The 15946-nt window shown below is 67.9% G+C and carries 16 protein-coding genes; 9 read left to right on the forward strand and 7 right to left on the reverse strand.

The features are described 5' to 3' along the window. Positions 1–17 precede the first annotated feature (17 nt). From HV766_RS09670 to HV766_RS09685, 4 genes are read right to left on the reverse strand one after another with little or no spacing between them, the layout of a single operon-like run. A complete protein-coding gene (locus tag HV766_RS09670; RefSeq protein ID WP_054453881.1) occupies positions 18–830 on the reverse strand; it encodes a carbohydrate ABC transporter permease in 813 nt (270 codons plus the stop codon). Continuing rightward, positions 823–1713, reverse strand: coding sequence for a carbohydrate ABC transporter permease (locus tag HV766_RS09675; RefSeq protein WP_054453879.1), 891 nt, complete (start codon positions 1711–1713; stop codon positions 823–825). Before HV766_RS09675 ends, HV766_RS09670 begins: the two co-directional genes overlap by 8 nt. Next, a complete protein-coding gene (locus HV766_RS09680; RefSeq protein WP_054453877.1) occupies positions 1710–2798 on the reverse strand; it encodes an ABC transporter ATP-binding protein in 1089 nt (362 codons plus the stop codon). The genes HV766_RS09675 and HV766_RS09680 overlap by 4 nt, the downstream gene beginning before the upstream one ends. Beyond that, positions 2798–3883, reverse strand: coding sequence for an ABC transporter ATP-binding protein (locus HV766_RS09685; RefSeq protein WP_175181036.1), 1086 nt, complete (start codon positions 3881–3883; stop codon positions 2798–2800). Before HV766_RS09685 ends, HV766_RS09680 begins: the two co-directional genes overlap by 1 nt. Before the next feature lie 210 nt (positions 3884–4093). Here HV766_RS09685 and HV766_RS09690 point away from each other — a divergent pair, with 210 nt between their 5' ends. Then, positions 4094–4885, forward strand: a complete 792-nt coding sequence (locus HV766_RS09690) for a DeoR/GlpR family DNA-binding transcription regulator (protein WP_013394120.1) — start codon at positions 4094–4096, stop codon at positions 4883–4885. Between the two features lie 5 nt (positions 4886–4890). After that, positions 4891–6489, forward strand: a complete 1599-nt coding sequence (locus tag HV766_RS09695; protein WP_175181037.1) for a glycerol-3-phosphate dehydrogenase/oxidase — start codon at positions 4891–4893, stop codon at positions 6487–6489. Between the two features lie 49 nt (positions 6490–6538). Here the strand turns inward: HV766_RS09695 and HV766_RS09700 are convergent, their stop codons facing one another. The 3 genes from HV766_RS09700 to curA all read right to left on the reverse strand — a co-directional run bounded on the left by HV766_RS09700 (position 6539) and on the right by curA (position 9030). Further along, complete coding sequence (locus tag HV766_RS09700; protein WP_054453873.1) at positions 6539–7138, reverse strand: HD-GYP domain-containing protein; 600 nt, start codon at positions 7136–7138, stop codon at positions 6539–6541. Between the two features lie 165 nt (positions 7139–7303). Beyond that, positions 7304–7984, reverse strand: coding sequence for a type 1 glutamine amidotransferase domain-containing protein (locus HV766_RS09705; RefSeq protein ID WP_175181038.1), 681 nt, complete (start codon positions 7982–7984; stop codon positions 7304–7306). Further along, positions 7981–9030, reverse strand: coding sequence for an NADPH-dependent curcumin/dihydrocurcumin reductase (gene curA / locus HV766_RS09710; RefSeq protein WP_054453869.1), 1050 nt, complete (start codon positions 9028–9030; stop codon positions 7981–7983). Before curA ends, HV766_RS09705 begins: the two co-directional genes overlap by 4 nt. Before the next feature lie 165 nt (positions 9031–9195). On the opposite strand from curA, the gene HV766_RS09715 reads away from it, so the two are divergent. The 7 genes from HV766_RS09715 to HV766_RS09745 all read left to right on the forward strand — a co-directional run bounded on the left by HV766_RS09715 (position 9196) and on the right by HV766_RS09745 (position 15931). Further along, positions 9196–9912 carry a TetR/AcrR family transcriptional regulator gene (locus HV766_RS09715; RefSeq protein WP_175181039.1) on the forward strand — a complete coding sequence of 239 codons (717 nt, stop codon included), beginning with the start codon at positions 9196–9198 and terminating at the stop codon, positions 9910–9912. A 2-nt stretch (positions 9913–9914) separates the two neighbouring features. Next, a complete protein-coding gene (locus tag HV766_RS09720) occupies positions 9915–10883 on the forward strand; it encodes an HlyD family secretion protein (RefSeq protein ID WP_175181040.1) in 969 nt (322 codons plus the stop codon). Continuing rightward, complete coding sequence (locus HV766_RS09725) at positions 10880–11845, forward strand: ABC transporter ATP-binding protein (protein WP_054453859.1); 966 nt, start codon at positions 10880–10882, stop codon at positions 11843–11845. The genes HV766_RS09720 and HV766_RS09725 overlap by 4 nt, the downstream gene beginning before the upstream one ends. Beyond that, positions 11842–12987 (forward strand): ABC transporter permease, encoded by a 1146-nt coding sequence (locus HV766_RS09730; RefSeq protein ID WP_054453857.1) that lies wholly within the window; start codon positions 11842–11844, stop codon positions 12985–12987. Before HV766_RS09725 ends, HV766_RS09730 begins: the two co-directional genes overlap by 4 nt. A gap of 6 nt (positions 12988–12993) precedes the next feature. After that, positions 12994–14478: an efflux transporter outer membrane subunit gene (locus HV766_RS09735; protein ID WP_175181041.1), complete on the forward strand. Its 1485-nt coding sequence runs from the start codon at positions 12994–12996 to the stop codon at positions 14476–14478. A gap of 131 nt (positions 14479–14609) precedes the next feature. After that, on the forward strand, positions 14610–15329 hold the full coding sequence (locus tag HV766_RS09740; RefSeq protein WP_175181042.1) for a response regulator transcription factor: 720 nt from the start codon (positions 14610–14612) through the stop codon (positions 15327–15329). Positions 15330–15448: 119 nt separating this feature from the next. Next, a complete protein-coding gene (locus HV766_RS09745) occupies positions 15449–15931 on the forward strand; it encodes a YbaK/prolyl-tRNA synthetase associated domain-containing protein (RefSeq protein ID WP_054453853.1) in 483 nt (160 codons plus the stop codon). Positions 15932–15946 lie beyond the last annotated feature (15 nt).

Genomic DNA, 15946 nt, shown 5'->3' on the forward strand with positions numbered 1-15946 from the left:
GCGCGCCCTCCTTGCCTCTACACCCGGCCCATCGCGAAGCCCTTCGCGATGTAATGCCGCACGAACCAGATGACGATGCCGCCCGGCACGATGGTCAGCACCCCCGCCGCAGCAAGCACGCCCCAGTCCATGCCGGAGGCCGACACGGTGCGGGTCATGGTGGCGACGATGGGCTTGGCGTTGACCGAGGTCAGCGTGCGCGCCAGCAGCAGCTCCACCCAGCTGAACATGAAGCAGAAGAACGCCGCCACGCCCACGCCCGATTTGATCAGCGGCAGGAAGATCGTCAGGAAAAAGCGCGGGAAGGAATAACCGTCGACGTAGGCGGTCTCGTCGATCTCGCGCGGCACGCCGGACATGAACCCCTCCAGGATCCAGACCGCCAGCGGCACGTTGAACACCAGGTGCGCAAGCGCCACGGCCAGGTGCGTGTCCATCAGGCCGAAGGAGCTATAGAGTTGGAAGAACGGCAGCAGGAACACCGCGGGCGGCGTCATGCGATTGGTCAGCAGCCAGAAGAACACATGCTTGTCGCCAATGAAGCGGTAGCGCGAAAAGGCGTAGGCGGCCGGCAGCGCCACGGCCAGCGAGATCACCGTGTTGATGACCACGTAGATCAGCGAGTTGATGTAGCCCGAGTACCAGGCCGGGTCGGTGAAGATGGTGCGGTAGTGCTCGAAGGTGAAGTCGCGCGGCCACAGCGTCAGGGTGCTGACGATTTCGGTATTGGTCTTGAACGACATGTTCAGCATCCAATACAGCGGCAGGATGGCGAAGACCAGGTACAGGGTCAGGAAGACGCCGCGCCAGCGGGAATTTTTCTCACGCATTTGAGCGCTCCTCGTCAAAGCCGCCGGTGGTGCCGGCGCGTTGCATCCAGTTGTAGAGGATGAAGCACAAGAGCAGGATGATGAGGAAATAGATGATGGAGAACGCGGCCGCCGGCCCCAGGTCGAACTGGCCCACCGCCTTCTGCGTCAGGTACTGCGACAGGAAGGTCGTGGCGTTGCCCGGCCCGCCGCCCGTCAGCACGAACGGCTCGGTGTAGATCATGAAGCTGTCCATGAAGCGCAGCAGCACTGCGATCATGAGCACGCCCCGCATCTTGGGCAGCTGGATGTAGCGGAACACCGCCAGGCGCGACGCGCCGTCGATGCGGGCGGCCTGGTAGTAGGCGTCGGGTATCGCGCGCAAGCCCGCGTAGCACAGCAGCGCCACCAGCGGCGTCCAGTGCCACACGTCCATGACCAGCACCGTGACCCAGGCGTCGACGTCGTTGCCGGTGTAGTTGTAGTCCACGCCCAGCCAGGACAGCGTGGCGCCCAGCAGGCCGATGTCGGTGCGCCCGAACACCTGCCAGATGGTGCCCACCACGTTCCAGGGAATCAGCAGCGACAGCGCGATGATGACCAGCACCGCGGAAGCGCGCCAGCCGCTGGCCGGCATGGACAGTGCCAGCAGGATGCCCAGCGGGATCTCGATGGCCAGCACGGCCAGCGAAAAGCCGATCTGGCGGAACAGCGCGCCATGCAGTTCTTCATCCTGCAGCACGGCGGCGTACCACTCGGTGCCGACGAAGACGCGGCGCTCGGGCGAGATGATGTCCTGCACCGAATAGTTGACGATGGTCATCAGCGGCAGGATGGCCGAGAACGCCACGCACAGCACCACGGGCAGGACCAGGAACCAGGCCCGGTGATCTATGGGTTTCATCGGATCAGCTCCTCGTCGCGGTAAAAGCAGGTGTGCGGATTCAGCGCCGACAACCAGACCGTGCCGCCAGCCGCGGCCGGGACGATGTTGCTGGCCAGCCGGGCGCGCACCGGCGTGCCTTCGAAGTCCGCCACCAGCAGCGTGTAGGTGCCCACGTCCTGCACCCGCTCCACGCGCATGGCCAGGGCGCCGGGCGCGCCCGGCTCGGTAATGCGCAAGTACTCCGGACGCACGCCCAGCTTCACGGGGCCCGCGCCGTCCAGCTTTGCCGCCATCTCCGCCGGCACCCCGGCGACGCGGCTCTTGCCCACCTCCAGGCCGCCGTCGCGCCATTGCGCCGGCAGGAAGTTCATGCCCGGCGAGCCGATGAAATGGCCCACGAAGGTATGTGCCGGCCGCTGGAACAGGTCATCCGCGGTCCCGACCTGCACCGCCCTGCCGCGCGCCATCACCATGACCTCGTCGGCAAAGGTCAGCGCCTCGGTCTGGTCGTGCGTCACGTAGATCAGCGTCAGCTTGAACTCGTGGTGGATTTCCTTGAGCTTGCGGCGCAGCTCCCATTTGAGCTGCGGATCAATCACGGTCAGCGGCTCGTCGAACAGGATGGCCGACACGTCGCTGCGCACCAGTCCGCGCCCCAGCGAGATCTTCTGCTTGGCGTCGGCGGTCAGGCCGCTGGCGCGCCGGTCCAGCACATGCGACATCTCCAGCATCTCGGCGATGCGCCCGACCCGCTCGCCGATGAGCTTGGGCGCCATGCCGCGGTTGCGCAGCGGAAACGCCAGGTTCTCGGCCACGGTCATGGTGTCGTACACCACCGGGAACTGGAACACCTGGGCGATGTTGCGCGCCTGCGGCGTCTTGTCCGTGACGTCCTGGCCATCGAACAGGATGCGCCCGTGCGACGGCCGCAGCAGGCCCGACACGCAATTGAGCAGCGTGGTCTTGCCGCAGCCGGACGGACCCAGCAAGGCGTAGGCCCCGCCGTCCTTGAAGGTGAACGAAAGCGGCAGCAGTGCGTAGTCCTCGTCGGTCTTGGGGTCCGCCACGTAGGAATGGGACAGGTCCAGCTCGATCTGCGCCATCAGGCCGTCTCCCCAGCGCCCGCCGGCTGCCGCGGCGCCGCCAGCAGCGCGCCGCCCGCGCCGAAGGCATAGGTCTGCGCCGGGTCGAAATAGAACTGTACGCGGTGGTCCAGCGTGTAGCGGTGGACCCCGGGCAGTTGCGCCACCACGTCGCCCGCCGCCGTCTGCGCATGCACGAAGGTGTCGGATCCGGAGATCTCGGCCAGCTTCACCACCCCGGGCAGCGCGATGTGGCCGGGTCGCGGCTCGACATCGAGAGCGCCGGCGCGCAGGCCGGCGGTGATCTCCGCATCGGCGCCTTGCGGCAGCGCCCGCTCCACCGCCAGGTCTCCCTGCAGCACGAAGCCCGACCCCGTACGGCGCGCGGGAAACAGATTCATGGGCGGGTCGCTGAAGGCGCGGGCCACGCGGATGGAATTGGGGCGGTGGAAGACCTCGGCCGTGGGGCCGTATTGCAGCAATTCGCCCGCGTCCAGCACCGCGGTGTGGCCACCCAGCAACAGGGCCTCGCCCGGCTCGGTCGTGGCATAGACCACCGTGGAGCGCCCTTCGGCGAACAATTCGGAAAGTTCGTCGCGCAGTTCCTCGCGCAGCTTGTAATCCAGGTTGACCAGGGGCTCGTCCAGCAGGATCAGCGGCGCGTCCTTGGCCAGCGCCCGGGCCAGCGCCACCCGCTGCTGCTGCCCGCCGGACAGCTCCGAGGGGTAGCGCTCCAGCAGGTGGTCGATGTGCAGCCGCTCCGCCATGGCGCGGACTTTTTCGCTGATGTCCGCCGCCCCGCGCAGCTTGAGCGGCGAAGCGATGTTGTCGTAGACCGACATGGACGGGTAATTGATGAACTGCTGGTAGACCATGGCGACGTTGCGCTGGCGCACCGGCACGCCGGTCACGTCGGCGCCGTCGACCAGCACGCGGCCCTCGGTGGGCCGGTCCAGCCCGGCCATGATGCGCATCAGCGAGGTCTTGCCCGCCAGGGTGGCCCCCAGCAATACCGTCATGGCGCCCTCGACGGGGGCCAGGCTCATGGGATACAGGTGCGTCTGCGAGCCGGCCCGCAAACCTACCCTGTCCAAGTTCAGCTGCATCTGGTCTCCTCTACCTACTTATACGTCCCTGTTTTTACGGCGGACTTCGGTATTCGGTACAGCGGTCTCGGCCTGCATTCAAGCGAACAACAGGATGAGCATACTCTTTCAGATAGCTTTCGTTTATTGTGCGTTTTACTCAAGAAGCGAACAAAAAACAATCTTGCGGCGCGTCATTATTTTTCGCTTTTGTTGTTTTACTATACGAACATGACACTGAATCCCAGACAGAGCGCCCTGATCGAAATGGTGCGGGCCCAAGGCTCGGCCTCGATCGAGGAACTCGCCAAACGCTTTGACGTCACGCTGCAGACCGTGCGGCGCGACGTCAATATTCTTTCCGAAGCGGGCCTGCTGTCGCGCTTCCATGGCGGCGTGCGCATCGAAGCGTCCACCATCGAGAACATCGCCTACCGCAAGCGCCAGGGCCTGCACGCCGCCGGCAAGCAGCGCATCGCCGAGGCCGTGGCCCGCGCCGTGCCCGACGGCTGTTCGCTGATCCTGAACATCGGCACCACCACCGAAGCCATTGCGCGCGCCCTGCTGCGCCATCGCGGCCTGCGCGTCATCACCAACAACCTGCACGTGGCCGACATTCTCTCGGACAACCCGGACTGCGAAGTCATCGTGGCCGGCGGCGTGGTGCGTTCGCGCGACCGCGGCATCGTCGGCGAAGCCACCATGGACTTCATCCGCCAGTTCAAGGTCGACATCGGCCTGATCGGCATCTCCGGCATCGAGGCCGACGGCACGCTGCGCGATTACGACTTCCGCGAAGTGCGCGTGGCGCGGACCATCATCGAACAGTCGCGCGAAGTCTGGCTCGCCGCCGACAGCAGCAAATTCAAGCGCCAGGCCATGGTGGAACTGGCGCACATCTCGCAAATCGACCGCTTCTTCACCGACGCGCATCCGCAAGAGCCGCTGGCGCAAGTCCTGCTGGACGCCGGCGTGCGCTGCGACGTGGCGGCCGCCCCGAATACCTTGAAGCAAACACCTTGAATCCCATGAACCAACCCCTAGCCCCCGTCGCCCCGCCCGACCGCAACCGCCTCCTGAACACGCTGGACAACACGCACTCCTGGGACGTGATCGTCATCGGCGGCGGCGCCACCGGCCTGGGCACGGCGGTCGATGCCGCTTCGCGCGGCTATCGCACCCTGCTGATCGAAGGCACGGACTTCGCCAAGGGCACGTCCAGCAAGGCCACCAAGCTGGTGCACGGCGGCGTGCGCTATCTGGCGCAGGGCAACGTCAGCCTGGTGCGCGAAGCGCTGCATGAACGCGGCCTGCTCAACCGCAACGCGCCGCACCTGGTGTGGCCGCTGGGCTTCGTGGTGCCAGCCTACAACCTGTTCGACCAGCCCTTCTACGGCATCGGCCTGAAGATGTACGACATGCTGGCCGGCAAGCTGAACCTGTCGCCCAGCCGCTGGCTGTCGCGCCGCGACACGCTGGCCAATGCGCCGACGCTGGCCGAGAACGTGCAGGGCAAGAATCTCAAGGGCGGCGTGCTGTACTACGACGGCCAGTTCGACGACACCCGCCTGGCCGTAAGCCTGATGCGCACGCTGTTCGACCTGGGCGGCACCGCGGTGAACTACATGCGCGCCACCGGCCTGACCATGACGGGCGGCAAGGTCGACGGCGTAACGGTGCAGGACGCGATCGGCAGCGCCAGCTTCACGTTGCGCGCGCGCTGCGTGGTCAATGCCACCGGCGTGTGGGTGGACGCGGTACGGCGCATGGAAGACAAGAACGCGCAGACCATGGTGGCACCCAGCCAGGGTGTGCACCTGACCTTGCCGCAGGATTTCCTGCCGGGCAAGCGCGCCATCCTGATCCCCAAGACCGACGACGGCCGCGTGCTGTTCGTGGTGCCATGGAACGGCCACACCATCGTCGGCACCACCGATACGCCGCGCGACGATCTGCCGCTGGATCCGCAGGCGGGCGCGCAGGATGTGGATTTCATCCTCAGCACCGCGGCGCGCTATCTCAGCCGCAAGCCCACGCGCGACGACGTCACCAGCGTCTGGGCCGGGCTGCGGCCGCTGGTCAAGGCCACGGGCGAAGCCTCCACCAAGTCCTTGTCGCGCGAGCACACCATCCTGGTGTCCAAGGCCGGGCTGGTGACCGTCACCGGCGGCAAGTGGACCACCTACCGCCGCATGGCGCAGGACGTGGTCGACACGGCCATCCAGCACCAGCTGCTGACGCAGGCCACCTGCCGCACGGAATCGCTGCCGCTGCATGGCGCGGCGGGCCTGGCGCCGTCGCAGGAGCATGCCGGCACGCCGGACAGCTACTACGGCAGCGACCTGCCGGCCCTGAAGGCGCTGCCCGGCGCGGACCGCATGCTGGTCAGGAGCAGCGGCTTGTCGGAGGCGCACGTGCGTTTCGCCGCACGGTACGAACTCGCGCGCAGCGCCGAGGACGTGCTGGCGCGGCGCAACCGCGCCTTGTTCCTGGACAGCGAGGCCGCGATGCTGGCGGCGCCCGAAGTGGCTCGCATCCTGGCCGAAGAGCTGGGGCATGATGCCGCGTGGCAGCAGCGCACGCTGCAGGAATTGGCGGTGGTGGCAGCGAATTACCGCTTGAAGTGACCGCCCATCCGGAGTGCCCGACCCGTCGGCGATGCTGACGGGATCTGCGCTACGGAACCCTTAGGGGGCTCTTCGCGATCATCGCTTCGAACGTGCGCAACAGGGCCGGGTCGCATTTGGCGCCGGCTTCCTGGTTCAGGATGCGCATGATCTCCGCATGCGTGCGCGCAGGATGGTAGGGACGCGCATCGCCCAGGGCGTCGTAGGAATCTGCCAGCGAAATGATGCGCGAATGCAGCGGAATGTCCTCGCCCGCCAGTCCTGCGGGATAGCCCGAACCGTCGAAGTGTTCGTGATGATGGCGCACCGCCCGCGCGATCAGCTCGCGTTGCGGAATGTCGCTGTGCATGATGATGTCGGCGCCCACTGCGGCGTGCGCCTTCATGATTTCCCAATCGTCCTTGTCCAGCCGCTTCGGCGAATACAGCACACGATCCGGCGTGCCGATCTTGCCGATGTCATGCAGGCGGGCAGCGACCGCGACCGCCTCCTGTTCGGATTCCGGCAGGCCGCAGGCCCGGGCCAGCGCCACGCTCAGCGCAACAACTCTTTCGGAATGGCGGCCGGTGGCCGGGTCGCGCGCCCGCATGGCGGCAAACAAGGCCGCCACGCAGGAGCCAGCGGGATATTCGGGTACGTCTGGAGGCATCGGTCATCGCGCGCAATGGGCTCTTGCCGCTTTGCGCTGTAGCAAAAGGTCGCGATTCTGACACATTGCGCAGCAATCCTTGCCGATCAGATGCCGCGCGCCAGGGCAAAGCAGAGCCGGACCCGCCCCCGCATCCCGCGGGAACCGGGTCCGGCCCGCCAGCGCTCAATCCTTCAACCTGTCCAGCAGCGCCTGCGCCACGCCGACGGAAGATGCAGGATTCTGGCCCGTGACCAGCAAGCCATCGCCGACCACGTGCGGCTGCCAGTCCGGGCCGCTGCTGTACTGCCCGCCCAACTTCTTCAGCTCGTCCTCGACCAGGAAAGGCACCACGTCGCTCAACTGCACGGCCGCCTCTTCGGCATTGGAAAAGCCGGTGACCTGCCTGCCCTGCACCAGCGGCTTGCCGTCGGCCGTCTTGGCGTGGCGCAGCACGCCGGGCGCATGGCATACGGCCGCAACAGGCTTGCCCGCCGCCAGCATGGTCTCGATCAGCGAGACCGAATTGGGATCTTCCGCCAGATCCCACAAGGGGCCGTGGCCGCCCGGGTAGAACACGGCGTCGTAGTCGGCCGCCTGCACCTGCGCCAGCCGCAAGGTGGCGGCCAGTTGCCGCTGCGCGTCCTTGTCCTGGCGAAAGCGCCGCGTGTCGTCGGTCTGGGCGTCGGGGTCGTCGCTCTTGGGGTCCAGCGGCGGCTGGCCGCCTGCGGGCGAAGCCAGCGTGACCTTGGCGCCCGCGTCGACGAAGGCGTAGTACGGCGCAGCGAATTCTTCCAGCCAGAATCCGGTCTTGCGGCCGGTGTTGCCCAGCGTGTCGTGGGAAGTCAGCACGATCAGGATGTTCATGTGGCGCTCCTTTCGTCCGGGCCGACGCGCACAATGCGCTTGCCGGCGTTTTCACCCCTGAGCAGCCCGATCAGGCCGCGCGGCGCGTTCTCCAGTCCATCGACCACGTCCTCGCGATACTTGATGCGGCCTTGCTTGATCAAGCCTTCCATCGCCTCGCGGAATTCGCCGTAGCGGTGCGCGTATTCGTTGAAGATGATGAAGCCCTGCATCTTGAGGCGCTTGGTGAGGATGGTGCGCATCAGCAGGCCCAGGCGGTCCGGCCCTTGCGGCTGGCTGGTGGCGTTGTAGGCCGAAATCAGGCCGCAGACCGGTATCCGCGCGCGCGGATTCAAGAGCGGCAGCACCGCGTCGAAGACCGCGCCGCCGACGTTCTCGAAATACACGTCGATGCCCTGCGGCACGGCGCGCGCCAGGCGGCCCGGCAGGTCGGGCGCCTTGTGGTCCAGGCAGTCGTCAAAGCCCAGTTCCTGGACTGCGTAGCGGCACTTGTCCGCGCCGCCCGCGATGCCGACCACCTTGCAGCCATGGATCTTGGCGATCTGGCCGACCACCGCCCCCACCGCGCCGCTGGCCGCGGCCACCACCACGGTCTCGCCCGCCTTGGGCTGGCCGATGTCCAGCAAGCCCATGTAGCCGGTGAAGCCGGGCATGCCCAGCACGCCCAGCGAATAGGACGGGTGTTCGGGATTGGGACCCAGCCGCAGCAGGCCGGCGCCATCGGACAGGGCGTAGTCCTGCCAGCCGGATTGCGCCAGCACCCACTCCCCTGGCCGGTAGTCGGGATGGTTGGAGGCTTCGACCCGCGTCACCGTGCCGCCGACCATGACGCCGCCGACCTGCACCGGTTCGGCATAGGACGGCGCGTCGCTCATGCGGCCGCGCATATAGGGATCGAGCGACAGGTACACGGTGCGCAGCAGCACCTGGCCGGGGCCGGGCTGCGGCACCTCGCCGGTTTCCAGGCGGAAATCGCGGTCTGCCGGCTCGCCTTGCGGGCGCGCGGCAAGCACGATGCGGCGGTTGATGGAAGACGATTGGGGCATGACGGTCCAGCCTCCTGCAAGAAAGCCGCCCGGGCCTGGCGCACACAACCCGGATGGCGGGATGGGGTACCGGCCCATTACACCATCTAAGCCGGCGCATCCGGCGTGTAACCCTGAAGCGCGCCCCTCTTTTAATTAATTAATAATTTAATTAACATACGCGGCATGCGTTCCGCTCCCTCTACCCCGTCCCGCCGGCCCGGCCGCCCGCCGCGACCCGACAATGCCGCCGCCCGCGCCAACCTGCTGGACACCGCCACCGGCCTGTTCGCGGCCCAGGGCGTGGCGGCCACCACGCTCACGCACATTGCGCAACGCGCCGGCGTCACCACGGCGATGGTGCATTACTACTTCAAGAGCCGCGACCAGTTGATCGACGCGGTCGTGCAGGAGCGGATCGTGCCGGTCATCGGCTACGTCTGGTCGCCGTTGCCACAACCTCAGATTCCCGCAGCGGACCCCGCCGCTGCCGCGCGCGCCTTCATCGCCGAGGTCGTGGGCCGGCTGGTGCAAAGCGCGGTCGAACGGCCCTGGCTGCCGGCCCTGTGGCTGCACGAGGTCGTGAATGAAGGCGGCCAGCTGCGCGAACGCGTGCTGCGCCATCTGCCCGTCGAGCGCCTGCAGGCTTTCATCGGCCTCATCGCCGAATGCCAGCGCGCGGGCGCCATCACCCCGGACGTGGAACCGCGGCTGGTCTTTCTGTCCGTCCTGGGCCTGACCCTGCTGCCGCTGGCCACCTCCGGCCTGTGGCGGCGCGTCCTGCAGGACGCCGCGCAGCCGCAGTCCATAGACACCCGCGCGATCGCGGCCCACGCCATCGCCATGCTCACCGGCGGCCTGTTCTCGCCGTCCGCCCCGACTCCCGCCACTCCAGGACGCTGACCATGCGCATCCCTTCCGTCTTGCGCCGCCCCCTGCCCGCCTCTGCGCTGGCCTTGCTTGCCCTGGGCGGTTGCGGCAAGGACAACGGCGCCTTCTTCCAGGGCTACGCCGAAGGCGAATATGTCTACGTGGCGTCGTCCGAGGCCGGCCGGCTGGCCGAGCTGCCGGTGCGGCGCGGCCAGCAGGTGCAAGCCGACGCGCCGCTCTTCGCGCTGGAAGCCACGCGCGAAACCGCGGCGCGCGACCAGGCCAGCGCGCAATTGGCCGCCGCCGTGGCCCAGGAAGAAGACATCGCCACCGGCAAGCGTCCGCCCGAAGTGGACGTCAGCCGCGCCCAGCTGGCGCAGGCCGAGGCGGCCAGCCGCCGCTCGGCGGCGCAACTGCGGCGCGATACCGACCAGTTCCGCATCGGCGGCATCGCGCGCGCGCAGCTGGACGACAGCCGCGAACAGGCGCAATCGGACGCGGCGCGCGTGCGCGAGTTGCAGGCCCAGCTGGAAGTGGCCCGCCTGCCTGGCCGCGACGACCAGCGCCGCGCCCAGGCCGCCCAAGTCGATGCGGCCCGCGCCGCGCTGGCCCAGGCGGAGTGGACGCTGGCGCAAAAGCGCCTGGCGGCGCCGGCCGCGGGGCTGGTGTTCGACACGCTCTACCGCGTGGGCGAATGGGTGCCTGCCGGCAGTCCGGTCGTCAGCCTGCTGCCGCCGGGCAACATCAAGGTGCGCTTCTTCGTTCCGGAAACGGCGTTGGGCGCGCTGAAGGTGGGGCAACAGGCGACGGTGCGCTGCGATGGCTGCGGCGATCCCATCCCCGTGCGCATCGACTACATATCGACCCAGGCCGAGTACACGCCGCCCGTGATCTACAGCCGCGAAAGCCGCAGCAAGCTGGTCTACATGGTGCAGGCGCGGCCAGCGCCCGAAGCCGCCACGCGGCTACATCCGGGCCAGCCGGTGGAAGCGGTGCTGCAATGAGCGCGCCCGCCGCCACGCAGGAAGCATCCGCCGGGCAATACGTCATCGACGTGCACGGCCTGAACAAGCGCTTCGGCAGCAAGCACGTCGTCAACGACGTGTCGCTCCAAGTGCGGGAAGGCGAGATCTTCGGCTTCCTGGGCCCCAACGGCAGCGGCAAGACGACCAGCATCCGGCTGATGTGCGGTTTGTTGACGCCGGATTCGGGCAGCGGGACCTGCCTGGGCTACGACATTCTGCGCGACAGCGCGCAGATCAAGCGGCACGTCGGCTACATGACGCAGAAGTTCTCCTACTGGGACGACCTGACCATCCGCGAGAACCTGGATTTCGTGGCGCGCATGTACGGCATGCCCGAACGGCGCGCGGCGGTGGACCGCGCGCTGGAAGACCTGGGCCTGCAAAGCCGCGCCGGCCAGTTGACGGGTTCCTTGTCCGGCGGCTGGAAGCAGCGCCTGGCGCTGGCGGCCTGCCTGCTGCATCAGCCGAAGCTGCTGCTGCTGGACGAACCCACCGCGGGCGTGGACCCGACCGCGCGGCGCGACTTCTGGGAGCAGCTGCATGAACTGGCGGCGCGCGGCATCTCGGTGCTGGTCAGCACGCACTACATGGACGAGGCCGAACGCTGTCACAAGCTGGCCTATATCTCCTATGGCCGGCTGCTGACGCAAGGCACGGCCGAGGACGTCATCGCCGAGCAAGGCCTGACCACCTGGGCCATCCACGGCCACAACCTGGTGCCTCTGGCGCAGCGCCTGCGCAACGCGCCGGGCGTGGACCAGACCGTGGCCTTCGGTTCGGCGCTGCACATCAGCGGCCGCGACGCCGCCCTGCTGGAACGCACGCTCAGGGACGCCATCGCCGGCCAGGACCTGACCCTGGAACCCATAGCCACCAGCCTGGAGGATGTCTTCATCTACCTGATGAAACGCTCCACCGACAACTTCGCGAGCCCGCCATGATGCGCCATCTGCAAGGCTTTTCCTGGTCGCGCTGGTGGAGCATGGTGCTCAAGGAGTTCCTGCAGCTGCGCCGCGACCGTATCACCTTCGGCATGATCGTGGGCCTGCCCATCATGCAGCTGGCGCTGTTCGGCTACGCCATCAACACGGATCCCAAGCAGATGCCGACAGCGGTCATCGCCGCCGACCACAGCCCGTTCACGCGCAGCTTCGTCGCGGCGATGAAATCGTCCGACTACTTCCACATCATCGAAGAGCTGGACAATGAAGAAGCGGGCCGCGCGGCCTTGGCGCAAGGGCGCGTCCTGTTCGTCCTGACCATTCCGCCGGACTTCAGCCGCAAGCTGCTGCGCGGCGAGCGCCCCGCGCTGCTGATCGAGGCCGACGCCACCGACCCCATGGCGACCGGACTGGCCATCGGCGCGGCCACGCAGTTGTCGCAGGCCGTGGCGACCAAGGACCTGACCGGACCGCTGGCCAGCCTGGCCGGCGGCCAGCCGCCATTCGACGTGCTGGTGCACCAGCTCTACAACGAAGAGCAGATCTCGCAATACAACACCGTGCCGGGCCTGATGGGCGTGATCCTGACCATGACGCTGGTGATGATGACCGGCCTGGCCATGACGCGCGAGCGCGAACGCGGCACGATGGAAAACCTGCTGGCGATGCCGGTGCTGCCCATCGAAGTGATGACGGGCAAGATCGTGCCGTACATCGCGATAGGCCTGATCCAGTCCAGCATCATCCTGCTGGCCGCGCACTTCGTCTTCCACGTGCCGTTCCAGGGGTCGCTGTTGGCCGTGTACCTGTCTGCGCTGGTGTTCGTGGCCGCCAACCTGACCGTGGGCATCACGCTGTCGTCGCTGGCGCAGAACCAGTTGCAGGCCATGCAGCTGACCATGTTCTATTTCCTGCCCAACATGCTGCTGTCCGGCTTCATGTTCCCGTTCCAGGGCATGCCGATGTGGGCGCAATACCTGGGCAACCTGCTGCCGCTGACCCACTTCAACCGCCTGATCCGCGGCATCCTGCTCAAAGGCAACGGCTGGTGGGACTTGTGGCCCAGCATCTGGCCGCTGCTGGTGTTTACCGTGGTCGTCATGACCGCCGCCGTGAAGTTCTACCGCCGCACCCTGGATTGAACCGCCATGTCCCGCTCCACGCCCTTGCCCTTCCCGTCCGCCGCCGCGCCTTTGCGCCTGGCTGCGCCGGTCCTGTGCGCGCTGCTCGCGGGCTGCGCCGTGGGGCCGGACTTCGAGCGCCCGGCGCCGCCGCGGGTCGACGCCTACGCCGCGCCTCGCGATGCCTCAGCCGCCAGCGGCGCGCAACGCCTGCAGGACGGCGTCGACATCCCCGCGCAATGGTGGCAGCTGTTCCGCTCCGAAGCGCTCGACCAGCTGGTCCGGCAGGCCTTGCAGGCCAGCCCCACGCTGGAGCAGGCGCGCGCCCGCTTGCGCCAGGCCAATGAAGACCTGAACGCCGAAACCGGCGGCCGCATGCTGCCCCAGGTCGACGGCAACCTGTCGGTGACGCGGCAGAAGGTGGACCCTGCAGCCTTCGGCGTGCCGGTGGCCGAGCAGCCCCCGCCCTTCACGCTCTACAACGCGTCCATCGACGTGTCCTACACGCTGGACGTGTTCGGCGGCAATCGCCGCGCGCTGGAAGGCCTGGGCGCGCAGGTGAACTACCAGGCGCATGAGCTGCAGGCTGCGCGCATGTCGCTGGCCGCCAACGTGGTCACTGCCGCCATCCGCCAGGCCGACCTGAACGAACGCCTGGCCGACACGCGGGCATTGCTTGCGGCGCAGGAGCGGCAGCAGGACATCATGCGCCAGCGCCAGCAGGCGGGCGGCGTGTCCGAGGCCGATCTGCGCAACCAGGAGCTGCTGGTCGCGCAGACCCGGGCCACGCTGCCGCCGCTGGAATACCAGCTGGCGCAGGCCACGCACCAGCTGGCCGCCTACCTGGGGCTGGCGCCAGCCGAGCTGCGGTCCGCGCCCTTGCGGCTGGCCGACCTGACGCTGCCCGCCGACGTGCCCACCGGCGTGCCCTCGGCCCTGACGCGCCAGCGGCCCGACATCCTGGCCGCCGAAGCGCTCTGGCATCAGGCCTCGGCCAATGTCGGCGTGGCCGTCGCCAATCAGTATCCGCAATTCACCCTGACCGCCAGCTTCGGCTCGCAACGCACCCGCGCGGGCGACCTGTCCGATGGCCTGAACGTCTGGAGCCTGGGCCTGGGCCTGGTCCAGCCGCTGTTCCATGGTGGCGAACTGCGCGCGCGCACGCGCTCGGCCGAGGCCGCCTACGACGCGGCCGCGGCCGGTTACCGTCAAACAGTGTTAGAGGGCTTCCGGCAGGTCGCCGACGCCTTGCGCGCGGTGCAGACCGACGGCGACGCCTACCTGGCCAGCGACGAGGCCTGGCGCCGCGCCGACCAGGCCGAGCGCATCGCGCAAGGGCGCTACCAGGCCGGCGGCATCAGCCATCTGAGCCTGCTGGACAGCCAGCGCCAACTGCTTCAGACACGCATTGCGCGCACCGCCGCGGACGCGGCGCGCCACGCCGACACCGCCGCCCTGTTGCAGGCGTTGGGCGGCGGTTGGTGGAATGAAACGTCCGCCGACGCACCATAACGGTGCCGCGACGCGCCTTGCGTAACCTTGCCCGAGAATTCGGGTAATAAAGTGGCGTTGTGCGGGGTTTAGGAAATCGCTGTATCCGATGCATCATGCATGCGCTCATGCTGCACAGATCACAACGATTCATGAATGACCTACTAGACCTGATCGTCTTCTCTCCCGATCCCGGAGTGCGCGCGCACCGCGGCGCGGCGCTGGCGGAAATGGGCTTCTCGCCCCGGTTGTGCGAAGACTCCAATAACTTGTTCCGCCTGTTTCAGGCCCGCCGCACCCCATTACTGGTGATGGAAGCCGAGCTGTCCGAACTCTGCATGGCCGTGGCTGGCCTGCGCGCCCTGGACACCACCGCGGGCATCGTCGCCATCTCCACCTTCGACTCGCCCGAAAATCGCATACTCGGCCTGCACTGCGGCGCAGACGTCTGCCTGCCCTCTGACGCGGGCGCAACGGAAATCGCGGCCGCGTTGCAGGCGCTGGTGCGGCGCATCCCCGCGCCTGGCCGGCGCGCCGTCGACGCCGAGCCGCGCCCGGCGCAGCCGGCGCCAGGCGACGCGGCAGGCAAATGGCAATTCCATGATGCGGCCTGGACGCTGGTCAGCCCGCAAGGCAAGCGCCTGGCCCTGACGCTGGCCGAGCGCGAGTTCCTGCTCAAGCTGACGGCTTCCGCCGACAAGCGCCTGCCGCGCGCCGACGCAGCCATCACCGATTCGCATGGCGGCCACGAATCGATGCGCCGCACCGACGTGCTGGTCAGCCGCCTGCGCCGCAAGGCCCAGGACCTGAACCTGGAATTGCCGATCCGCACCGTCTGGGGCTGGGGTTACGCCTTTACCGGAGAAATCTGAGGAGGCTGGCCCGGATCAGCGTACGCGCCGCCGCGGCGCCGCGCGGCGGGCGTATCATGCGGCGTACGAGGCCGACTCCCGGCCTGCGCCCCGCCACATCCCGATCTACGCGCCCCGACATGGAAGTCTACGAACGCCTGCAAGCCTTGCTTGCCCAGAACCAGGCCCGCTACCGCCTGATTGAACACGCCGCGGCTGGCCGCTCCGTCGAAGTCGCCGCGATCCGCGGCACCGAGGTCAGCCAGGGCGCCAAGGCGCTGGTCTGCCGCGTCAAGATATCCTCCAACCAGCGCCGCAACGTGCTGGCGGTGTTCCCGGCCGACAAGCAGGCCGACCTGGACGCCATTGCCCGCGCGGCCGGCGGCAAGAAGGCCTCGCTGGCGTCGCAGGACCTGGCGCGAGAACTCACCGGCTGCGAGATCGGCGCCATTCCGCCCTTCACTTTCAATCCGGACCTGCACCTGCTGGTGGACCCAAGCCTGCGCGAGCGCCACGGTGAAATCGTATTCAACGCCGGCCGCCTGGACGCCTCCATCCTCCTGAATACGGAAGACTACTTCCGGCTGGCCGCGCCCGACGAGGCGCCGCTGATCAAGGCCTGATCCCCAGGCCGCGCC

Source organism: Achromobacter aegrifaciens, from assembly GCF_902859735.1.
Classification (GTDB): domain Bacteria; phylum Pseudomonadota; class Gammaproteobacteria; order Burkholderiales; family Burkholderiaceae_B; genus Achromobacter; species Achromobacter aegrifaciens.